Genomic DNA, 19,448 nt, shown 5'->3' with positions numbered 1-19,448 from the left:
GCCATGATTCGACCCGACCTCAGCCTGCCGATTCCCGAGAACATCGGCGCCGCGCACTTCATCGGCATCGGTGGATCCGGGATGTCGGGGCTCGCGCGAATGTTCCTGGCCCGCGGCATCCGGGTCTCGGGTTCCGACCGAGCCGACAGCGATGCGCTGCGTCAACTCGCACTGCTCGGGGCGCGGGTGCATGTCGGGCACGATGCCGCCAATCTCGGCGACGCGGACACCGTCATTCACACCGGCGCGATCTGGCCCGAGAATCCCGAGTACGTCCTGGCCAAGGAGCGGGGGATGCCGGTCATCCACCGTTCGCAGGCGTTGCACTGGCTCATCGGCGGTCGTCGTCTTGTCTCGGTTGCCGGTGCGCACGGCAAGACGACCTCGACGGGCATGATCATCACCGCCCTGCACCAACTCGGCGCTGACCCGAGCTTCGTCAACGGCGGAGTGATCGCGCAGCTCGGCGCCTCGAGCGGTACGGGCGTCGACGAACTGTTCGTTGTCGAGGCCGACGAGTCCGACGGCACGTTCCTGCTGTACGACACGTCGATCGCGCTCATCACGAATGTCGACCCCGATCATCTCGACCACTACGGCACGAACGACGCGTTCGACGATGCCTTCGTGCGCTTCGCCGACCGGGCTCGCGAGAGTGTCGTCATCTCGGCCGACGACCCCGGGGCGCTCCGGGTGAGCGCGCGCCTCACACATCCGAACGTCATCACCTTCGGGGAATCGGATGGCGTGGATGTGCGTGTCACGGACATCACCACAGACGGCCCGGTGTCCTTCGCCCTGACATACCGCGGCACGACGGAGCGGGCCCGACTCGAGATCCCCGGCGCGCACAACGCGATCAATGCCGCGGGCGTGGTCTCCGTGCTGCTCTCACTGGGGTACGAACTCGAGCCCTCCCTGCGCGCGGTCGAGGGGTTCGCGGGCACGATCCGCCGCTTCGAACTGCACGGCGTGAACCGCGGGGTCAGCGTCTTCGACGACTACGCGCACCACCCCACCGAAGTTGCGGCGGCCCTCGCGGCGGCGCGCACCGTCATCGGCGACGGACGCATCATCGCGGTCCACCAGCCCCACACGTACTCCCGCACGCAGCAGATGTACCGCGAATTCGCCGAGGTGCTCGAGGAGTACGCCGACCACACGGTCGTGCTCGACGTCTACGGTGCCCGCGAGGATCCGATCCCCGGCGTCACCGGCGCCCTCGTCCGCGACGCCTTCGCTGACCCCGATCACGTCGCGTACGTCGCGGACTGGCAAGAGGCGGCCGACTACACGGCGACGGTGGCGCGCGACGGTGACTACGTCATCACCCTCGGCTGCGGCAACGTTTACCTCATCATTCCGCAGGTGCTCGAAGCACTTTCGCACACGGCGCCGGCCGGCGTCACGGACTGACGGATGCGTCGGCCCCCGCCGCTTCCCGCGCCCGAGAGATCCGGTGCCGCCGCGAAGCGCACATCGCGTTCGTGGGATGACTCGCGTTCGTTGGATGACTCGCGTTCGTTGGATGACGAGGCGACCGTCCCTCGTAGCGGCGAGAGCCCGGACGAAGACGCATCCGTTTCGCCCGCTGCGTCCGAGTCGCAACCTTCGGAGAAAGCCGGGGTAGCGACCGCCGGAACGGAGACAGATGAGGCGGCGCCTCCGGAACGCGTCGCCGACCAGACGGACGCGGATGCCGCCCCCCGTCGCACGGGAATCCGTGACGTCTGGCGTGCCGCTCGCGCGCGCCGCCGCGCGTTGCGCCGCGAAGTCCGCCGCTTCACCGTCCGGAGCCGGCGTCGTCGGCTCGTATGGCTCGTGAGTAGCGCTGCCGTGCTGCTGCTGATCGTCGGCAGCGTCGGCGCGGCCTACAGTCCGCTCTTCGCGGTTGAGCGGATCGAGGTCGTCGGCACGACGTCGCTGCCCGCTGCAACGGTCCAAGACGCCCTGGCGGGCCAGATCGGGACGCCCCTGCCGCTCGTGGATGGCAGCGCCGTGAAGGCCGCGCTCGTCGCCTTTCCCCTCGTCGAGTCGTACACGCTCGAGGCTCGCCCGCCGCACGACCTGGTGGTGCGGATCGTCGAACGCACGCCCATCGGCGTCATCCAGACGGACGCCGGATGGACGCTCGTCGATGCTGCTGGTGTGGCTCTCGAGACCAGTCCGAACCCGCCGGAAGGCCGTCCCATTCTCGAAATCGCCGGCGGCACGACATCCGGGGCGTTCGAGTCGGCGGGTCTGGTTATGCGGGCCCTCCCGGAGACGATCGCGACCCAGGTGACGCGCATCGCGGCGACCACGCGGGACGACGTGACCCTCACGCTGGCGAGCGGCACCCAGGTCGTCTGGGGTGCTGTTGAGGAGACGGCGCTCAAGGCCGTCAATCTCGACCGGGCGATGACCGCCCGCCCCGGCATGTCCGTGTACGACGTTTCATCGCCCGCATCCGTCGTCGTCCGCTGACGACCCCCGCCCGTGCCACGCCCACCCCGCCCGGACCCGCTCACCTGGCAGTAGATGGGAAAGCGGACGCCCCAGAGCCTCATCTACTGCCAGGCGAGCGGCCCGTGGACGGCTCTCGCCGGGGATTTGACGTGCGTGTAGACGACACGCCGCGCGCCTGCGGGCGCCGGCGAACGCCCGGCCTACCGTGTGAACAGAGGAAATGCATACCGGGCATTTCTTTACAGTTCTACTTGAGGTTGAAGGTTTCACCCAGGTTCGCGACACGGAGGCCGGCATGAGCCAGAACCAGAACTACCTCGCCGTTATCAAGGTCGTCGGCGTCGGCGGCGGCGGCGTCAACGCCGTCAACCGCATGATCGAGCTCGGGCTGCGCGGTGTGGAGTTCATTGCGATCAATACCGACGCGCAGGCGCTCCTCATGAGCGACGCCGATGTGAAGCTCGACGTCGGTCGCGAGATCACCCGCGGCCTCGGCGCCGGCGCCGACCCCGAGGTGGGTCGCCGCGCGGCAGAGGACCACGCCGAAGAGATCGAAGAAGCCCTGCGGGGTGCCGACATGGTGTTCGTCACAGCGGGCGAGGGTGGTGGCACCGGCACCGGTGGCGCGCCCGTCGTGGCCAAGATCGCGAAGTCGATCGGCGCGCTCACGATCGGTGTCGTCACGAAGCCGTTCTCGTTTGAGGGACGCCGTCGTCAGACGCAGGCCGACACCGGTGTCGCGCGCTTGAAGGAAGAGGTCGACACCCTCATCGTGGTGCCGAACGACCGCTTGCTCGAGATCAGCGATCGCGGAATCTCGATGATCGAGGCATTCGCGACGGCCGACCAGGTGCTGCTCGCCGGTGTTCAGGGCATCACCGACCTCATTACGACCCCCGGCCTCATCAACCTCGACTTCGCCGACGTCAAGTCGGTCATGCAGGGTGCGGGATCGGCCCTCATGGGTATCGGCTCTGCTCGGGGAGCGGATCGCGCGATCAAGGCCGCCGAGCTCGCGGTCGAGTCGCCGCTACTCGAGGCCTCGATCGAGGGGGCGCACGGTGTGCTGCTCTCGATCCAGGGTGGCTCGAACCTCGGAATCTTCGAGATCAACGATGCCGCGCAGCTCGTCAAAGAGGCAGCGCACCCCGAAGCCAACATCATCTTCGGTACGGTCATCGATGACACGCTCGGCGACGAGGTGCGGGTCACCGTGATCGCGGCCGGCTTCGACGGCGGCGAACCTCTGCAGCGCAGTGAGCCGGTCGTCGCTCAGCGCCAGGCGCCCGCTCTGCCGGTCGCCACGGCCGACGAGGCAGCCGAGGTCAAGCCCCCCGTGCGCGAGTCGGTTTCGGTCGGCTCCGCATCCGGTCCGATCGTCCCCGAGGCCGCGGGTTTCGACTCCGCGTTCGGTGACGACGACCTCGACATCCCCGACTTCCTGAAGTAGCGGTATCCCCGAACGGATGCCGTGGCCCGCGAGAGGTGCCGCATGACCGAAGTGGCTCCTCTCGCGGATCGATTGGCGTTGCTGGATGAGCGCGTCGCAGACGCGGCGCGAGCGGCCGGACGCGACGCGGGCGAGATCACACGCATCGTCGTGACGAAGTTTCACCCGGCACAGCTCGTGCGCGATCTGTACGCCCTCGGAGTGCGAGACGTCGGTGAGAACCGGCAGCAAGAGATTTCGGAGAAACGCTCCGAGCTCGCTGACCTCGACGATCTGCGTTGGCACTTCGTGGGCCAGATCCAGTCGAACAAAGCGCGTGCCGTGAGGGCCGCCGCATCCGTCGTCCATTCGGTCGATCGAGCCAAGCTCGCCGACGCCCTCGACGGTGCTTCACGCGACGATGCCGCAGAACCCGATGCGATGCCCCTGGATGTGCTCGTGCAGATCAATCTGACAGCCGACACCGGGCGCGGCGGAACGAACGAGTCGGACGTCGTCGCCCTGGCAGAACACGTCGCCAGATGTTCCGGCCTTCGGTTGCGCGGTGTGATGGCCGTTGCGCCCCTCGACGAACCACCCGCGGCCGCCTTCGCGCGCCTCGCCGAGCACGCCGCACGCGTGCGTGCCGTCGTGCCCGACGCATCCTGGATCAGTGCCGGGATGACGGGGGATTTCGAAGAGGCGATCGCCATTGGCGCGACACACCTGCGGATCGGGTCCGCAATCACGGGCAACCGACCCGCCCACGGTTAACCTCGAAACAGACGAGCCAACACGGAGGATGCGATGTCGAACCCGCTCAAGAAGACCATGGTTTATCTCGGTCTTGCCGACGAAGAAGAAATTGTTGACGAGCCCCAGCAGCAGACGCAGCACTCGCGCGTTCACGCCGTGGAACCCAAGGGAACCGTCACGCCCCTCCGTCCGCGTGCCGTTCACCAGCCCGCAGCGGGTGGACTGACCGAGATCCTCACGGTGCACCCCAAGCAGTACCGCGACGCACAGGTCATCGCCGAGAACTTCCGCGAGGGCATCCCCGTGATCATCAACCTGTCGCAGATGAGCGACGCGGATGCTCGTCGCCTGATCGACTTCGCCAGCGGACTGTCGCTGGGGCTCTACGGACGCATCGAGCGGGTCACGAGCAAGGTCTTCCTGCTCTCTCCCGAGCACGTCGAGGTTTCGGGCGACGGCGGCATCCCGCACGCCGACCCGGACGCCGCGCCCTTCTCCGCGTCGTAGTCTGTATACGTGGAACTGCTGAGGCTCATCGCGTCGATCCTCAACGGTCTGATCCTGCTGTACGTCTTCGTGCTGCTGGGACGACTCGTTCTCGAGTACATCCCGGTGTTCAATCGCGAATGGCGTCCTCGCGGCGCGGGCCTCGTCTTCGCTGAAATCGTCTACACCGTCACGGATCCTCCGATCCGGCTGTTCCGTCGATTCATCCCCCCGCTCCGCATCGGACCGATTGCGATCGATCTCGCTTTCGCGCTCACGATCTTCCTGTGTTTCATGCTTCTGAACGTCACGCGATCCATCGCCGGCGGGGCATAAACCTGCGCTCTGGGGTGGGCTGACGGTGCCGTGACGCACTCGGCTCGCTCTCGCGGCACCCAGGCGCCTCAGCTATGCTGATGGCTTCGCGCCCCAGCGCAGCCACGCCGTGACCAGCAGAGACGAACAGGACGGATCCCCCATGGCTCTGACCCCCGATGACGTTGTAACCAAGCAGTTTCAGCACGTCCGGTTCAAAGAGGGTTTCGACCCCGAAGAGGTCGATGACTTCCTCGACGAGATCGTCGTCGAGTGGCGCAAGACGATCGCCGAGAACGAAGAGCTGAAGGCCAAGCTCGAGGCCTACGAGGCCGGCGAGAAGCCCGCCGCAGCAGCACCCGCTGCGGAGCCGGCTCCCGAGGTGGAGGCTCCCGCCGCCGCCCCGAAGCCCGCTCCCGCGAGCGAGGACGCCGGCGCAAGCACCAGCGCGGGGATTATCGAACTCGCGCAGCGTCTGCACGACGAGCACGTTGCCGAGGGTGTCGCCCAGCGCGACAAGCTCGTCTCAGAGGCCGAGGCCACCGCGTCGCGCATCGTTGCCGAGGCCGAGGCGAAGCAGCGCGAAGAGGCCGCCCGCCTCGAGAAGGAGCGCACGGTACTCGAGGGTCGCATCACGGAGCTCCGCCAGTTCGAGCGTGACTACCGCGCCCAGCTGCGCAGCTACATCGAGGGTCAGCTGCGTGACCTCGAGACGTCCGGTTCGACGTCGGGCTCGACGCCCGTGTCGGCCATCGGTCTCTAGACCTTGACCGAACCGAGTCCCGCACCCGAGCTTTCCGCGGGGCCGCGCAAGCCTCTCAACCGACCGGCGGCCATCGCCATCATCGCGACTCTCGCGGTGGTGGCCCTGGCCGCCGATCAGTTGAGCAAGTTCTTCGCATTGCAGAACCTGACGCCGGGCGATCCGGTGCAGATTCTGGGTGAGTTCCTCGTCTTCGTGTTGGTGTTCAACCCGGGCGCAGCGTTCTCTCTGGGTGAGAGCGTCACGTGGGTCTTCACGATCGCGTTGGCCGCGGTCGCGGTCGCGATCGTGTGGTTGATGTTCACGCGGGTACGCTCCCGGCTGTGGGCCGTGGCGCTGGGGCTGCTGCTCGGTGGCGTTCTCGGCAACCTCACCGATCGCTTACTGCGAGACCCGGGATTCCCGGTCGGACATGTCGTCGACTTCATCTCCACGCCCTGGATGATGCCCGCGATCTACAACGTGGCCGACATCTTCATCGTGTGCGACATGATCGGGATCGCCCTGCTCGTTCTGCTCGGACTGCACATGGACGGCACCCGCGAGCGTCGGGAAGATAAGGCGGATGCGTCGACGGTCGCTGCTTCCGAGGCATCCGACTCTGTCTCGTCCGACACTGTCCCGTCCGAGCCCGTCCCGTCCGAGCCCGTCCCGTCCGACTCCGTCCCGTCCGAGCACGGTCCCGTTTCGATCGTGGGAGTGGGCGTGGATCGCGATTCCCTCTTCCCTGTGGCTGACCCGGATGTCGGAGCCCCGCGCCGCGCAAAGGAGCCCGGCGACGACGACCCGACGAGGGCCTAGCCGTGCCGGCGCGGAGTCTTCCCGTGCCCGACGGTCTGCAGGGGGCCCGGGTCGACGCGGCCCTGGCCAAGATGCTCGGTTTCTCTCGTGCCTTCGCGGCGGAAGTGGCCGAGTCGGGTGGTGTCAACGTCGATGGGCGCGTTGTCGGAAAGTCGGATCGGTTGTCCGGCGGAGCTTGGCTCGAGGTCGTTTGGGAAGAGCGCGCGGAGCCTCGTGTGGTTCCGATGGCTGTGCCCGACTTCGGCATCGTCTACGACGACGATGACATCGTCGTGATCGACAAGCCCGCGGGAGTAGCGGCTCATCCGAGTGTCGGGTGGGAGGGCCCCACGGTTCTCGGCGCGTTGGCCGCAAGCGGGTACACGATTGCGACCACGGGCGCTGCCGAACGTCAGGGAATCGTGCATCGGCTGGATGTCGGCACGAGTGGGCTCATGGTCGTCGCCAAATCCGAGGCGGCCTACACCGCGCTGAAGCGCGCTTTCAAGGAGCGCGAGGTCGAGAAGATATACCACGCCGTCGTGCAGGGGCATCCGGATCCCTTGTCCGGCACGATCGACGCGCCGATAGGTCGACATGCCACGCACTCGTGGAAATTCGCCGTCACGCAGGACGGCAAGGACTCTGTCACGCACTACGAGACTCTCGAGGCATTCCGCGGTGCGTCGCTGCTCGAGATCCACCTCGAGACCGGGCGCACGCACCAGATTCGCGTGCACATGGCCGCGCAGAGGCACCCGTGCGTCGGCGATCCGCTCTACGGCGCGGATCCCACGATGTCGGCTCGCCTGGGGCTCACCCGCCAGTGGTTGCACGCTCGGCAGTTGTCGTTCCACCATCCCGCGACCGGCGAATGGGTCACCTTCGCCTCGGATTATCCGGCCGACCTCGCTCACGCGCTCGAGGTGCTGCAAGCCGGATGATCCTCGGGTCCTCCCGAATGTCGCCGGCCCGGGGCAGAATGCGCTGATGGCAATCGACGTGCGGCCCGCGACGGTATTCGATGATGTGCAGACCATGGTGGGGCACAAACGCCCCGACGCGAACCTCTGCTGGTGTCTGAGCTCCCGCATCCCGTCGAAAGAGAACCTCGCACTTCGCGGCACGGCGCGGGGCGAGCGAGTCGTACGTGGGCACGCGGGCGCTGTTCGAACGCGCAGGATTTTCCAAAGTATCCGACACCGGCTCCGTCGTGAACGGGTTTCCGTGCCTGCTGGTGCGTCTCGATCTGGCGTAGCCGGGTCGGGTTCAACGCGACCCGCCGACGATGTCGGAAGCGCCCCTTAGTGTGGACGAGTGGCAGCCGACTCCTTCGTTCACCTTCATGTGCACAGCGAATATTCGATGCTCGACGGGGCCGCTCGAATCGGGCCGATGGTCCAAGAGGCCGTCGCGCAGGGCATGCCGGCCATCGCCGTCACCGACCATGGCAACACCTTCGCGGCGTTCGAGTTCTACAAAGCGGCGAAAGACGCCGGCATCAAGCCGATCATCGGCATCGAGGCCTACGTCACCCCCGGCACGCACCGCAGCGACAAGGCACGAGTGCGCTGGGGCGGACCAGACCAGGCCGGCGATGATGTCTCGGGATCGGGCGCATACACGCACATGACCCTGCTCTCGCAGAGCACCGAGGGCATGCACAACCTCTTCCGCCTCAGTTCCAAAGCGAGCATGGAGGGGTACTACTTCAAGCCGCGCATGGACCGCGAACTTCTGCAGACTTACAGCAAGGGACTCATCGCCACGACGGGCTGCCCGTCCGGGGAAGTGCAGACGCGACTCCGGCTCGGGCAGTACGACGCCGCAAGAGCCGCAGCCGCGGAGTTCCAGGACATCTTCGGCAAGGAGAACTACTTCACCGAGATCATGGATCACGGCCTCTCGATCGAGCGGCGCGTGATGGGCGATCTCATCAAGATCTCGAAAGAGCTCGACATCCCGCTTGTCGGCACGAACGACCTGCACTACACGCATCAACACGATGCGACGAGCCACGCAGCACTCCTGTGCGTCCAGTCCGGTTCGACGCTCGACGACCCCAAGCGCTTCAAATTCGACGGCGACGGCTACTACGTCAAGTCGGCGGCCGAGATGCGCCAGATCTTCCGTGATCACCCGGAGGCGTGCGACAACACCCTGCTGATCGCCGAGCGCTGCGAGGTCGAGTTCAACACTTCGGCCAACTACATGCCGCGCTTCCCAGTGCCCCCTGGTGAGAGCGAAGACTCCTGGTTCGTCAAGGAGGTTGAGAAGGGCCTCGAACACCGATATCCCGCGGGCATCCCGACCGAGGTGCGCGCACAGGCAGAGTACGAGACCCAGGTCATCTTGCAGATGGGCTTCCCGGGCTACTTCCTCGTCGTCGCCGACTTCATCAACTGGGCGAAAGAGAACGGCATTCGAGTCGGCCCCGGGCGTGGTTCCGGTGCCGGTTCCATGGCCGCCTATGCCATGAAGATCACCGACCTGGATCCGCTCCGGCACGGGCTGATCTTCGAGCGCTTCCTCAACCCCGACCGCGTCTCGATGCCCGACTTCGACGTCGACTTCGATGACCGTCGCCGCGGCGAGGTCATTCAGTACGTGACCGAGAAGTACGGCGACGAACGCGTCGCGCAGATCGTCACGTACGGCACGATCAAGGCCAAGCAGGCGCTCAAAGATGCCGGGCGGGTGCTCGGATTCCCGTTCAGCATGGGCGAGAAGCTCACGAAGGCGATGCCGCCACCCGTCATGGGTAAGGACATGCCCCTGGAGGGCATGTTCGACAAGAACCATCCCCGTTTCAAAGAGGCATCAGAGTTCCGCGTCCTCATCGAGACCGATCCCGAGGCCAAGACGGTGTTCGACACGGCCGTGGGACTCGAGAACCTCAAACGCCAGTGGGGCGTGCACGCAGCCGGCGTGATCATGTCCTCCGAACCGCTGATCGACATCATCCCGATCATGAAGCGCGAGCAGGACGGCCAGATCGTCACGCAGTTCGATTACCCGTCGTGCGAGGCGCTCGGCCTGATCAAGATGGACTTCCTCGGTCTTCGCAACCTCACGATCATCGACGACGCGCTCGATAACATCGTCGTCAACCGGGGAGAGAAGGTCGTGCTCGAAGACCTCGAACTCGACGACGGGGCCGCGTACGAACTCCTCACGCGGGGCGACACCCTCGGTGTGTTCCAGCTCGACGGCGGGCCGATGCGCAGCCTTCTCCGGCTGCTCAAGCCCGACAACTTCGAAGACATCTCGGCCGTCATCGCGCTCTATCGACCCGGCCCGATGGGTGCCAACTCCCACACGAACTACGCACTGCGCAAGAACGGCCTGCAAGAGATCACGCCGATCCACCCCGAACTCGAAGAGGCGCTGGCCGAGATCCTCAGCACGAGTTACGGGCTGATCATCTATCAAGAGCAGGTCATGGCGATCGCGCAGAAGGTCGCGGGGTTCAGCCTCGGACAGGCCGACATCCTGCGTCGCGCGATGGGCAAGAAGAAGAAGTCCGAGCTCGACAAGCAGTACGAGGGCTTCCAAGCGGGCATGCACGCAAACGGCTATTCGGATGCTGCGGTCAAGACTCTGTGGGACATTCTGCTGCCGTTCTCGGACTACGCCTTCAACAAGGCTCACTCCGCCGCGTACGGCATGGTCTCGTACTGGACGGCCTACCTGAAGGCGCACTATCCGGCCGAGTACATGGCGGCGTTGCTGACGAGCGTCGGTGACTCGAAGGACAAGCTCGCGATCTATCTCAACGAGTGTCGGCGAATGGGAATGAAGGTGCTGCCGCCCGACGTGGGGGAGTCGATCAAGTACTTCGCGGCCGTGGGCGATGACATCCGCTTCGGGCTCGGTGCCATCCGCAACGTCGGCTCGAACGTCGTCGAGGGCATCGTCGCATCGCGCGCCGATGACAGCTTCGTGAGCTTCCACGACTTCCTCACCAAGGTTCCGGCGCATGTCGCGAACAAACGCACGGTCGAGTCGCTGATCAAGGCGGGCGCGTTCGACTCGCTGGGATCGACGCGTCGCGCGCTCATGGATATTCACGAGAGCGCGGCCGAAGCAGCGGTCGAAACCAAGCGCAAGGCTGCCACGGGGGCGATCGGGTTCGACTTCGACAGCCTGTACGACGAAACCGAAGACATCATGCCGGCGAAGGTTCCCGAGCGCCCCGAGTGGACGAAGAAGGACAAGTTGGCCTTCGAGCGCGAGATGCTCGGCCTGTACGTTTCGGATCACCCTTTGGCGGGTCTCGAGATGCCGCTGGCCAAGCACGCGTCGATGTCGATCAACGATCTGCTCACGTCCGAAGAGTTGAGCGACGGTGAGCAGGTGACCGTCGCGGGGCTGCTGACGAGCGTCCAGCACCGCGTCGCGAAATCGAGCGGAAACCCGTACGGCATGGTCACCGTCGAGGACTTCAACGGCGAGGTGAACGTCATGTTCATGGGCAAGACGTACACCGAATACCAGCCGCTACTGCAGGCCGACGCCATCCTCGTGGTGCGCGGTCGTGTGTCCCGCCGCGATGACGGACTCAACCTGCACGCCGTCTCGGCGATGGTTCCCGATCTGGGTGCCGTGGATGCCGGGGGAGCGCTCGAACTAATCCTTGCCGAGCACCGCGCAACCCACTCGGTCATCACCGATCTGGCTGTCGTGCTCGATCGGCACCGCGGCGAGACCGAGGTGCGGATGAAGCTCACCAAGGGTGACGTGGCGAAGGTTTTCGAGGTGCCGCATCCCGTCAAGGTGACCGCGGATCTGTACGGAGAACTGAAGTCTTTGCTCGGACCCGGATGCCTGGGCTGAGCGGATGTCCGCGAGGTAAGGTAGCCGGGGCGCCGACGGCGTCGTGCGAAAGGGGATGGTTATGACCGACGAGAACCGGACAGACGACGAGAGGGATCTCGCGGCTTCGCTGGTCTCCGCTCCGGAGCCCGACGCGACCGAGACCGATGGCGAGGAGTTCGACTCGGCAACCGAGAGCGAGCCGGAAGAGGCGCCCCAATATGGCGTCGGCCCCTTCACGATCCGCGAGGTCGCGATCGTCGGGCTGTGGGCCGTGGCCTTCATCATCTCGTTCTTCTCTGTCCTCCAGCTCCCCTTCCGCTCCGTCTGGATGAGTGGCATCGATTGGGTGCTCACGATCGGCGTACCGACGGTCGCAGTATTCCTGATCGTCCTGCGCCGCTTCTCGCCCGACGGGATTCGCCGTGTGGGCTCGCTCGGCGTCGATCAGTTCGCATCCGTTGCTTTCTCGGTTTCGAGCGTCATCTGGCTCTCGTACATCTGGAACACCATCGCCGCGGTCGTCGACGACCGCGCCTGGTACACGACGTGGGTCGTGTGGGTGGAGCTGATCGTCTTCCTGGCCCTGGTTCTGCTCTCCGTCTTCGCTCCGTTCATCGCGCCGTTCGACGAGGATTTCCGCGGTCGACCCGCAGCGCCCGCGCATCGCAATGCACGAGCAGTCCGGGCCGTCGTGGCTCGCCCCCGGCCCGAACCGGCACCGGAGTCCTTCGCTCCCGTTTCCGGTGATGGAGCCGCGCAGGCTACGGGCGGCTACCCGATCGGCTCGTATGCGCTGGACGACGCCGAGCCGTCCACGGGCGACACGGGCGTCGTCGACACGGGTGGGTGGAGCCCTACCCCGGCGTACGCGCGCGGAGCGACGGAAACCGGCGCGCAGCCGGTGACGGATGCGGCGCCCGCGGCGGCTTCGCGCCCCTTCTGGGCGTTGTCACCGGTCGAACGCGATGTAGTCGACGAGCGTACCGGCGCTCCGGTGTTCCGCATCGGGCCGACGGCGTGGGCGCTTGTGATCGCGGATCGCGGGTCGAGCTTCGTCGTGCAGCATGAGGACGGTCGTGTGGGCGTGCTCTACGACGTCTCGGGAGTCACCCGGGGCTGATCCGCCGGGTAGCCTGGGAGGATGCGCACGATCGACCTCCGCGGCACTGCCGCGCGCGATGCCGCGGCACTCGTTCCGCGCGCGACCGAAGCTCGCGACAACGCCCTGCGAGTCGCCGGCGAACTCGTCGCCGACGTCCGCGACCGCGGCGAAGCCGCCCTGCGCGAGCAGGCCGAGAAGTTCGATGGTGTCACCGGACACACCCTCCGCGTTCTGCGCGCCGACATCGACGCCGCGGTCGAAGGGCTCGATGCCGATGTCCGAGACGCGCTCGAACGCGCCATCGCGAACGTCCGGCGTGCGTCGGCCGCGCAGGTTCCGCCGCCGGTTGTCACCGAGCTCGCGCCGGGCGCGCGCGTCACGCAGCGCTGGCAGCCGGTCCGCCGGGTCGGTGTCTACGTTCCCGGCGGCAAGGCGGTCTATCCGTCGAGCGTCGTCATGAACGTCGTGCCCGCACAGGTCGCCGGAGTCAGCGCCGTGGCGCTCGCTTCGCCCGCTCAACGCAGTGACGGCAAGGTGCACCCGACCATCCTCGCCGCGGCGGGTCTGCTCGGCGTAGACGAGGTCTATGCGATCGGTGGCGCGGGGGCGATCGCTGCGCTCGCGTACGGCGTCGCCGACATCGCTCTCGACCCTGTCGACGTCGTCACGGGTCCCGGTAACAACTACGTCGCCGCGGCGAAGCGTCACGTCGCGGGCGTCGTCGGGACCGACTCCGAGGCGGGTGCGACCGAGATTCTCGTGATCGCCGACGATTCAGCCGACGCAGTACTGGTGGCGGCAGATCTGGTCAGTCAGGCCGAGCACGACGAGCAGGCTGGAGCCGTCCTCGTGACGGATTCGGCCGACCTGGCCGAGGCTGTCCGCTCGGCGGTTCAGGATGTCACCTCGCGCACCCGGCACGCGGAGCGCGTGCGTACGGCACTCGCGGGTACACAATCCGCGATCGTGCTGGTGGACGATCTGGCCGCGGCGGTGGCGTTCAGTAACGCGTATGCCCCCGAGCACCTCGAGGTCCAGACCCGCGACCCCGAGGGGCTGTTGCCCGACTTGACCAATGCCGGTGCGATCTTCCTCGGAGCGAACTCGCCCGTGAGTCTCGGGGACTATCTCGCGGGGAGCAACCACGTTCTGCCCACCGGCGGCCAGGCGCGTTATGCGGCCGGGCTCGGCGCGCAGACGTTCTTGCGTGCGCAGCAGATCATCGCGTACGACCGGGATGCTCTTGCCGGCGTTGCCGACGCGATCGTCGCGCTGGCCGACGCCGAGGCACTGCCCGCGCACGGCGAGGCCGTGACCGCACGGTTCGCGCCGGGCTCCGAAGCATCCGCGATCTGACTGCGCTATTCAACGACTCCGCCACCCACCGACGCTGCCATCTAGCGAGGACCACGAGATATGCACTGCCCCTTCTGTCGGCATCCCGACTCGCGCGTGATCGATTCGCGCACGAGCGATGACGGGCTCTCGATTCGTCGCCGCAGGCAATGCCCCGAATGCGGTGGTCGTTTCTCGACGATCGAGACCGCGAGCCTCAACGTCATCAAGCGGTCCGGGGTCATCGAGCCTTTCAGCCGCGAGAAGGTCATGTCGGGTGTGCGCAAGGCGTGTCAGGGCCGTCCCGTGACCGAGGCAGATCTCGCCATGCTCGCGCAGAAGGTCGAAGAGGCAGTTCGGCAGACGGGCGCATCCCAGGTCGACACGAACGAGATCGGACTGGCCATCCTCGGTCCGCTTCGAGCCCTTGACATGGTCGCTTATCTACGATTCGCCAGCGTCTATCAGGCTTTCGAATCCCTCGACGATTTCGAGACGGCGATCGGCGACCTGCGCGCGGATCGCGTCGCGGCCCCCGGATTCGACGGCGACGTGCCCCGTGCGTGAATCGGAACGGGGTGGGATGTATCGCGTCCTTTTCTCCGTCGTGCTCTCGCGCTTTGACCCCGAGACGGCGCATCACCTGGGGATGCGGGTCGTCCGTGCCGCAGGCGTGCGCCCGTTCTCGACCCTGGTCCGCCGAGTCACTCACCCCGCGCCTTCGCTGCGGACGCGAGCCCTGGGCATCGACTTTCCCTCGCCCTTCGGAGTCGCCGCTGGGTTCGACAAGGACGCGGTCGGCGTTCTCGGGCTCGGTGCTCTCGGCTTCGGGCATGTCGAGGTCGGCACGCTGACCGCCATCCCGCAGGACGGAAACCCCCGTCCGCGTCTTTTCCGACTCATCCCGGATCGCGCCGTCATCAACCGCATGGGTTTCAACAACGGGGGAGCGGATGCGGCTGCCGCTCGCATCGCGAAGCTCCGTCGGCGCCGTGACCGGCCGGTGATCGGCATCAACATCGGCAAGAGTCGCGTGGTCGATGTCGCGGACGCGACGGCCGACTACGTCCGCAGCGCGACACTCCTGGCGCCCCTTGCGGACTATCTGGCCGTGAACGTCTCGTCCCCGAATACGCCGGGCTTGCGCGCCCTGCAGGCCGTGGAAACGCTCGCGCCGTTGCTGCGCGCGGTCAAGGATGCCGCGGGCCAGACACCGCTGCTCGTGAAGATCGCCCCGGACCTCGAGGACGACGAAGTGCGCGAGATCGCTCTTCTCGCGGTCGAGCTCGGGCTCGACGGGCTCATCGCCACCAACACGACGCTCTCGCGTGCGGGCCTCCGGACCGCCCCCACGGTCGTCGCGGCCGCAGGCGCAGGCGGGCTCTCAGGCGCTCCATTGCGTGAGCGCTCGCTCGAAGTGCTTCGCGTCGTTCGGGCATCCGTTCCCGCGGAGTTCTGTGTGATCTCCGTCGGCGGCGTCGAGAGTGGCGCGGATGTGCGTGAGCGCTTGGCTGCGGGTGCCACCCTCGTGCAGGGGTATACCGCGTTCCTCTACCGCGGCCCGTTCTGGGCCCGACAGATCAACCGCACGCTCGCCCGCGTCTGAGTCAGTCGCGTCTGCCCTTGGGCGTCGCGACGCGTTCGTAATTCAGGAGATCTGCGCGAGGTACGCTCGCGGTTCCCCGATATTCCGGGTGTCACCCTGCGACGGGTCGCCCGCGGGACTGAATTGTGAACGCGAGCGCGGGTGCAACGAAGCGAGTCGCGACCGGGTCGACAGAGTCGATCAGGCGATGGGCTTGCCCCCGCGGCGCACCTGCGGCTTCGGCAAGCGCAGGAAGCGCATCTGCATGGAGCGCATGGCCGCGTACCAGGCCGTACCGCGCTCGAGCTTGTCGGCACCGAACTTGGCGCGGATGGCTCGCTTGGCGCGCCACCCCGTCAAAACCATGTCGAGGATGACGAGCAGGATGAAGCCCCACAATGCGATGAACGCGTAGTACTGGATGTAGGTGTTCTGAATGAAGGTCAGCAAGATCACGACGATCATGGCCGGCATCACGAACTCGGCGAGGTGCCAGCCCCCGTCGACATAGTCGCGCAGGAATTTGCGCTGCGGTCCCTTGTCGCGGGCGGGGAGGTAGCGCTCGTCGCCCTTGGCCATGCCGGCACGAGCTTGGTCCCGCTTGGCAGCGAGCTCGGCGCGGGCACGCTGCTTGGCCTCTTTCGTATCCGCCACGAGGGGGCGTCGACGCACGGCCTCACGCTCGGCGCGCGTCGGGGTAGCGCGCCCTTTTCCGGCACCGACCGCGGCGGAATCCTCGTCGCTCGGCACGGGGGCGGGGGAGTTGGCCACGATGTTTCCTCGCAGGTCGGGGTGAAGTACTCACCCATAAGATTACCCGCATGCACGCATCGGAAGTCCCCCCGTCCCCACTCCGTACCGCTGTCGAGGATGGAATCGCTCCGGCTCTGGCCGACCTCGGTGCCCTCGTCCGTATCCCGGGCATCGCCTGGCCGGCATTCGATCAGACCCAGCTGGAGCGGAGTGCGGATGAGGTTGCGCGCCTTGCCGGGGATACGGGGGTGTTCGACGACGTGCGGATCCTCCGTGCCGAGATCCCCGGAACGGGGGAGGTGGGTCAGCCCGCCGTTCTGGCCACGCGGGCAGCACGCGGGGACGCCCCGACGGTGCTCCTCTACGCTCACCACGACGTGCAGCCACCGGGCGATGACGCGCTCTGGGATTCTCCGCCGTTCGAACCGACCGTTCGCGACGGACGCCTGTACGGCCGCGGCGCGGCCGATGACAAGGCCGGCATCATGGCGCACATTGCGGCGCTCCGGGCGCTGCGGGCCAGCACGGAGGGTGAGCTCGAACTCGGCGTCGTCCTGTTCGTGGAGGGTGAGGAGGAATACGGTTCCCGCTCCTTCGCCCAGTTCCTCGCCGACAATCGCGACGCACTCCGCGCTGACGTGATCGTGGTCGCCGATTCGGGTAACTGGGATTCGGACACACCGGCACTGACCGTGTCGCTGCGCGGAAACGCGCGGTTCACGATGCGCGTCCGAACCCTCGACCACGCTTCGCATTCCGGAATGTTCGGGGGTGCAGTGCCTGACGCGATGCTCGCCACGATCAAGCTGTTGTCGACGTTGTGGGACGCCGATGGCACGGTCGCGGTCGAGGGTGTGTCGGCGCGTGAGGCGCAGACACCCGACTACTCCGAGAACACCCTGCGCGAGGAGGCCGGTCTTCTCCCGGGTGTCTCGCCGGCCGGCGCCGGAGACATCCTGTCGCGCATCTGGAATCGCCCCGCGGTCACGGTCATCGGCACGGACTTCACGAGTGTCGAGGCCGCCTCGAACACGCTGACTCCCGAGGTCTCGGTCGTGATCAGTGCCCGCGTCGCACCGGGCCAGAAAGCCGCCGACGCGTACGCCGCTCTCGAATCGCACCTGCGCGCGAACGCGCCGTTCGGCGCCGAGCTGAGCTTCTCCGACGTCGATCTGGGGGACGGTTTTCTCGTCGACACGTCGGGGTGGGCCGTCGCGGCGGTGCGGGATGCCTTCGCCGAGGGATACGGCGTCGATCCCGTCGACATCGGTGTGGGCGGCAGCATCCCCTTCATCTCGGATCTAGTGCGCGAATTCCCCGAGGCGCAGATTCTCGTCACCGGTGTCGAGGACCCGCATTCGCGGGCGCACAGCCCGAACGAATCCCTACACCTGGAGACGTTCCGCCACGCGATCGTGAGCGAGGCGTTGCTGTTGCGCGCCCTCGACGACCGAGGTCGCGGGTAGACTCGCAACAGGAGGACTGACAATGACAGACACCACGATCGTTCCCACCGCAACGACCACCGAGACCCGCCCGCACGGCGTCAACCTCACCGAGGCCGCGGCCTTGAAGGTCAAGAGCCTGCTCGAGCAGGAAGGCCGCGATGACCTGCGTCTTCGCGTCGCTGTTCAGCCCGGGGGATGCTCCGGACTCATCTACCAGCTCTACTTCGACGAGCGCTATCTCGACGGCGACGAGACCGTCGACTTCGATGGCGTCGAGGTCATCGTCGACAACATGAGCATTCCGTATCTCGACGGCGCAGCCATCGATTTCAAAGACACGATCTCGGAGCAGGGCTTCACGATCGACAACCCCAACGCCGCGGGCAGTTGCGCCTGCGGCGACAGCTTCCACTAGCCTCACGAGCGCATCACAATCGGTGCGCGCGCTGGGTGAGTGTCCTGAATCGCATGTGAGGTTGCCCTAGACTTGGGCACGTCACACCCGCGTCCGAAAGGTGAATCGTGCGCCTCAAACGCCGCCTCCGCTGGGCCGCTATCCCGGTCGGGATCACGGCAGCATTCCTCCTTGCAGGATGCACGACCACCGAGCTCAACGGGTATCTCCCGGGCTTCACCGACGATGGTGTGCAGGCGACGAACCGCACCGAGATGGTGTCGGGGCTCTGGGTCAACTCCTGGATCGTTCTACTCGTCGTTGGTGTGATCACCTGGGGCCTGACACTCTTCGCGATGGTCGCGTACCGGCGCCGCAAGGGCCAGACCGGCCTTCCGGTGCAGCTTCGGTACAACATGCCGATCGAGATCTTCTACACGCTCGTTCCGTTCGTCCTCGTCCTGGGCTTCTTCGCCTTCACGGCAAGAGACCAAACGATCCTCGAAACGCAATACGACGACCCGGATGTCTCGATCGTCGCGATCGGCAAGCAGTGGGCGTGGGACTTCCAGTACAACGGCGATGACGAGGACAGTTCCGACGCCGTCTGGACAATGGGGGTGCAGACTCAGCCCGCGGCGAACGGTGACGTCGACCGGGACTCCCTGCCGACGCTCGTTCTGCCGGTCAATAAGACGGTCAAGATCGAACTTCGTTCGCGCGATGTCATCCACTCTTTCTGGGTCATCGACTTCTTGTACAAGAAGGACATGATCCCCGGCCGTGAGAACGAATGGTCCTTCGTCCCCACCCGTGAGGGTACGTTCGCCGGAAAGTGCGCCGAACTGTGCGGCGAGTACCACTCCGCAATGCTTTTCAACGTCGAGGTCGTGAGCGAGGACGAGTACGAGGACTACCTCGACACGCTTCGTGCCGCAGGACAGACCGGCGACATCACGCAATACGACCGCAACAGCAATCTGCCCGGCACGGGTGGAAATACAGCCGACGTCGTCGGCACCGAGGAAGGCTGACC

General features: G+C 66.3%; 18 protein-coding genes. 17 read left to right on the top strand and 1 reads right to left on the bottom strand.

Going from position 1 to position 19,448, the window contains the following annotated elements; translation table 11 throughout:
* Positions 1 to 3 precede the first annotated feature (3 nt).
* From murC to ACXZ1E_RS02620, 14 genes are all read left to right on the top strand, one after another.
* On the top strand, positions 4 to 1,416 hold the full coding sequence (murC, locus tag ACXZ1E_RS02685; protein WP_458041912.1) for a UDP-N-acetylmuramate--L-alanine ligase: 1,413 nt from the start codon (positions 4 to 6) through the stop codon (positions 1,414 to 1,416).
* 3 nt (positions 1,417 to 1,419) lie between these two features.
* The gene (locus ACXZ1E_RS02680; protein ID WP_458041911.1) at positions 1,420 to 2,466 is read left to right on the top strand and encodes an FtsQ-type POTRA domain-containing protein; all 1,047 of its coding nucleotides are present in this window, start codon (positions 1,420 to 1,422) and stop codon (positions 2,464 to 2,466) included.
* A gap of 277 nt (positions 2,467 to 2,743) precedes the next feature.
* Positions 2,744 to 3,898 (top strand): cell division protein FtsZ, encoded by a 1,155-nt coding sequence (ftsZ, locus tag ACXZ1E_RS02675; protein WP_458041910.1) that lies wholly within the window; start codon positions 2,744 to 2,746, stop codon positions 3,896 to 3,898.
* Positions 3,899 to 3,940: 42 nt separating this feature from the next.
* Positions 3,941 to 4,651 (top strand): YggS family pyridoxal phosphate-dependent enzyme, encoded by a 711-nt coding sequence (locus ACXZ1E_RS02670; RefSeq protein WP_458041909.1) that lies wholly within the window; start codon positions 3,941 to 3,943, stop codon positions 4,649 to 4,651.
* 33 nt (positions 4,652 to 4,684) lie between these two features.
* Entirely contained in the window at positions 4,685 to 5,140 is a 456-nt protein-coding gene (locus tag ACXZ1E_RS02665) for a cell division protein SepF (protein WP_458041908.1), read from the top strand.
* A gap of 9 nt (positions 5,141 to 5,149) precedes the next feature.
* Positions 5,150 to 5,455 (top strand): YggT family protein, encoded by a 306-nt coding sequence (locus ACXZ1E_RS02660; protein ID WP_458041907.1) that lies wholly within the window; start codon positions 5,150 to 5,152, stop codon positions 5,453 to 5,455.
* Positions 5,456 to 5,597: 142 nt separating this feature from the next.
* On the top strand, positions 5,598 to 6,197 hold the full coding sequence (locus ACXZ1E_RS02655) for a DivIVA domain-containing protein (RefSeq protein ID WP_458041906.1): 600 nt from the start codon (positions 5,598 to 5,600) through the stop codon (positions 6,195 to 6,197).
* Positions 6,198 to 6,200: 3 nt separating this feature from the next.
* A complete protein-coding gene (gene lspA / locus ACXZ1E_RS02650; RefSeq protein WP_458041905.1) occupies positions 6,201 to 6,998 on the top strand; it encodes a signal peptidase II in 798 nt (265 codons plus the stop codon).
* Positions 6,999 to 7,000: 2 nt separating this feature from the next.
* Positions 7,001 to 7,921 carry an RluA family pseudouridine synthase gene (locus ACXZ1E_RS02645; RefSeq protein ID WP_458041904.1) on the top strand — a complete coding sequence of 307 codons (921 nt, stop codon included), beginning with the start codon at positions 7,001 to 7,003 and terminating at the stop codon, positions 7,919 to 7,921.
* A gap of 373 nt (positions 7,922 to 8,294) precedes the next feature.
* Positions 8,295 to 11,813: a DNA polymerase III subunit alpha gene (gene dnaE / locus ACXZ1E_RS02640; RefSeq protein ID WP_458352028.1), complete on the top strand. Its 3,519-nt coding sequence runs from the start codon at positions 8,295 to 8,297 to the stop codon at positions 11,811 to 11,813.
* Positions 11,814 to 11,874: 61 nt separating this feature from the next.
* A complete protein-coding gene (locus ACXZ1E_RS02635; RefSeq protein WP_458041903.1) occupies positions 11,875 to 12,915 on the top strand; it encodes a hypothetical protein in 1,041 nt (346 codons plus the stop codon).
* A 21-nt stretch (positions 12,916 to 12,936) separates the two neighbouring features.
* Positions 12,937 to 14,253 carry a histidinol dehydrogenase gene (gene hisD, locus ACXZ1E_RS02630; protein ID WP_458041902.1) on the top strand — a complete coding sequence of 439 codons (1,317 nt, stop codon included), beginning with the start codon at positions 12,937 to 12,939 and terminating at the stop codon, positions 14,251 to 14,253.
* A gap of 60 nt (positions 14,254 to 14,313) precedes the next feature.
* On the top strand, positions 14,314 to 14,799 hold the full coding sequence (gene nrdR, locus ACXZ1E_RS02625) for a transcriptional regulator NrdR (RefSeq protein WP_458041901.1): 486 nt from the start codon (positions 14,314 to 14,316) through the stop codon (positions 14,797 to 14,799).
* Between the two features lie 16 nt (positions 14,800 to 14,815).
* Positions 14,816 to 15,838, top strand: coding sequence for a quinone-dependent dihydroorotate dehydrogenase (locus tag ACXZ1E_RS02620; RefSeq protein WP_458041900.1), 1,023 nt, complete (start codon positions 14,816 to 14,818; stop codon positions 15,836 to 15,838).
* A 180-nt stretch (positions 15,839 to 16,018) separates the two neighbouring features.
* Here the strand turns inward: ACXZ1E_RS02620 and ACXZ1E_RS02615 are convergent, their stop codons facing one another.
* Complete coding sequence (locus ACXZ1E_RS02615) at positions 16,019 to 16,588, bottom strand: DUF3043 domain-containing protein (RefSeq protein ID WP_458041899.1); 570 nt, start codon at positions 16,586 to 16,588, stop codon at positions 16,019 to 16,021.
* A gap of 50 nt (positions 16,589 to 16,638) precedes the next feature.
* On the opposite strand from ACXZ1E_RS02615, the gene ACXZ1E_RS02610 reads away from it, so the two are divergent.
* The 3 genes from ACXZ1E_RS02610 to ctaC all read left to right on the top strand — a co-directional run bounded on the left by ACXZ1E_RS02610 (position 16,639) and on the right by ctaC (position 19,446).
* Positions 16,639 to 18,036, top strand: a complete 1,398-nt coding sequence (locus tag ACXZ1E_RS02610; RefSeq protein ID WP_458041898.1) for a M20/M25/M40 family metallo-hydrolase — start codon at positions 16,639 to 16,641, stop codon at positions 18,034 to 18,036.
* A 22-nt stretch (positions 18,037 to 18,058) separates the two neighbouring features.
* Positions 18,059 to 18,433, top strand: coding sequence for an iron-sulfur cluster insertion protein ErpA (gene erpA, locus ACXZ1E_RS02605; protein ID WP_458041897.1), 375 nt, complete (start codon positions 18,059 to 18,061; stop codon positions 18,431 to 18,433).
* Between the two features lie 107 nt (positions 18,434 to 18,540).
* Positions 18,541 to 19,446, top strand: coding sequence for an aa3-type cytochrome oxidase subunit II (ctaC, locus tag ACXZ1E_RS02600; protein WP_458041896.1), 906 nt, complete (start codon positions 18,541 to 18,543; stop codon positions 19,444 to 19,446).
* Positions 19,447 to 19,448 lie beyond the last annotated feature (2 nt).

The sequence above is a fragment of the Pacificispira sp. HM-600 genome, from assembly GCF_977993705.1.
The sequence above is the reverse complement of the archived record's forward strand: the minus strand, read 5'-3'. Positions and strand labels throughout refer to the sequence as shown.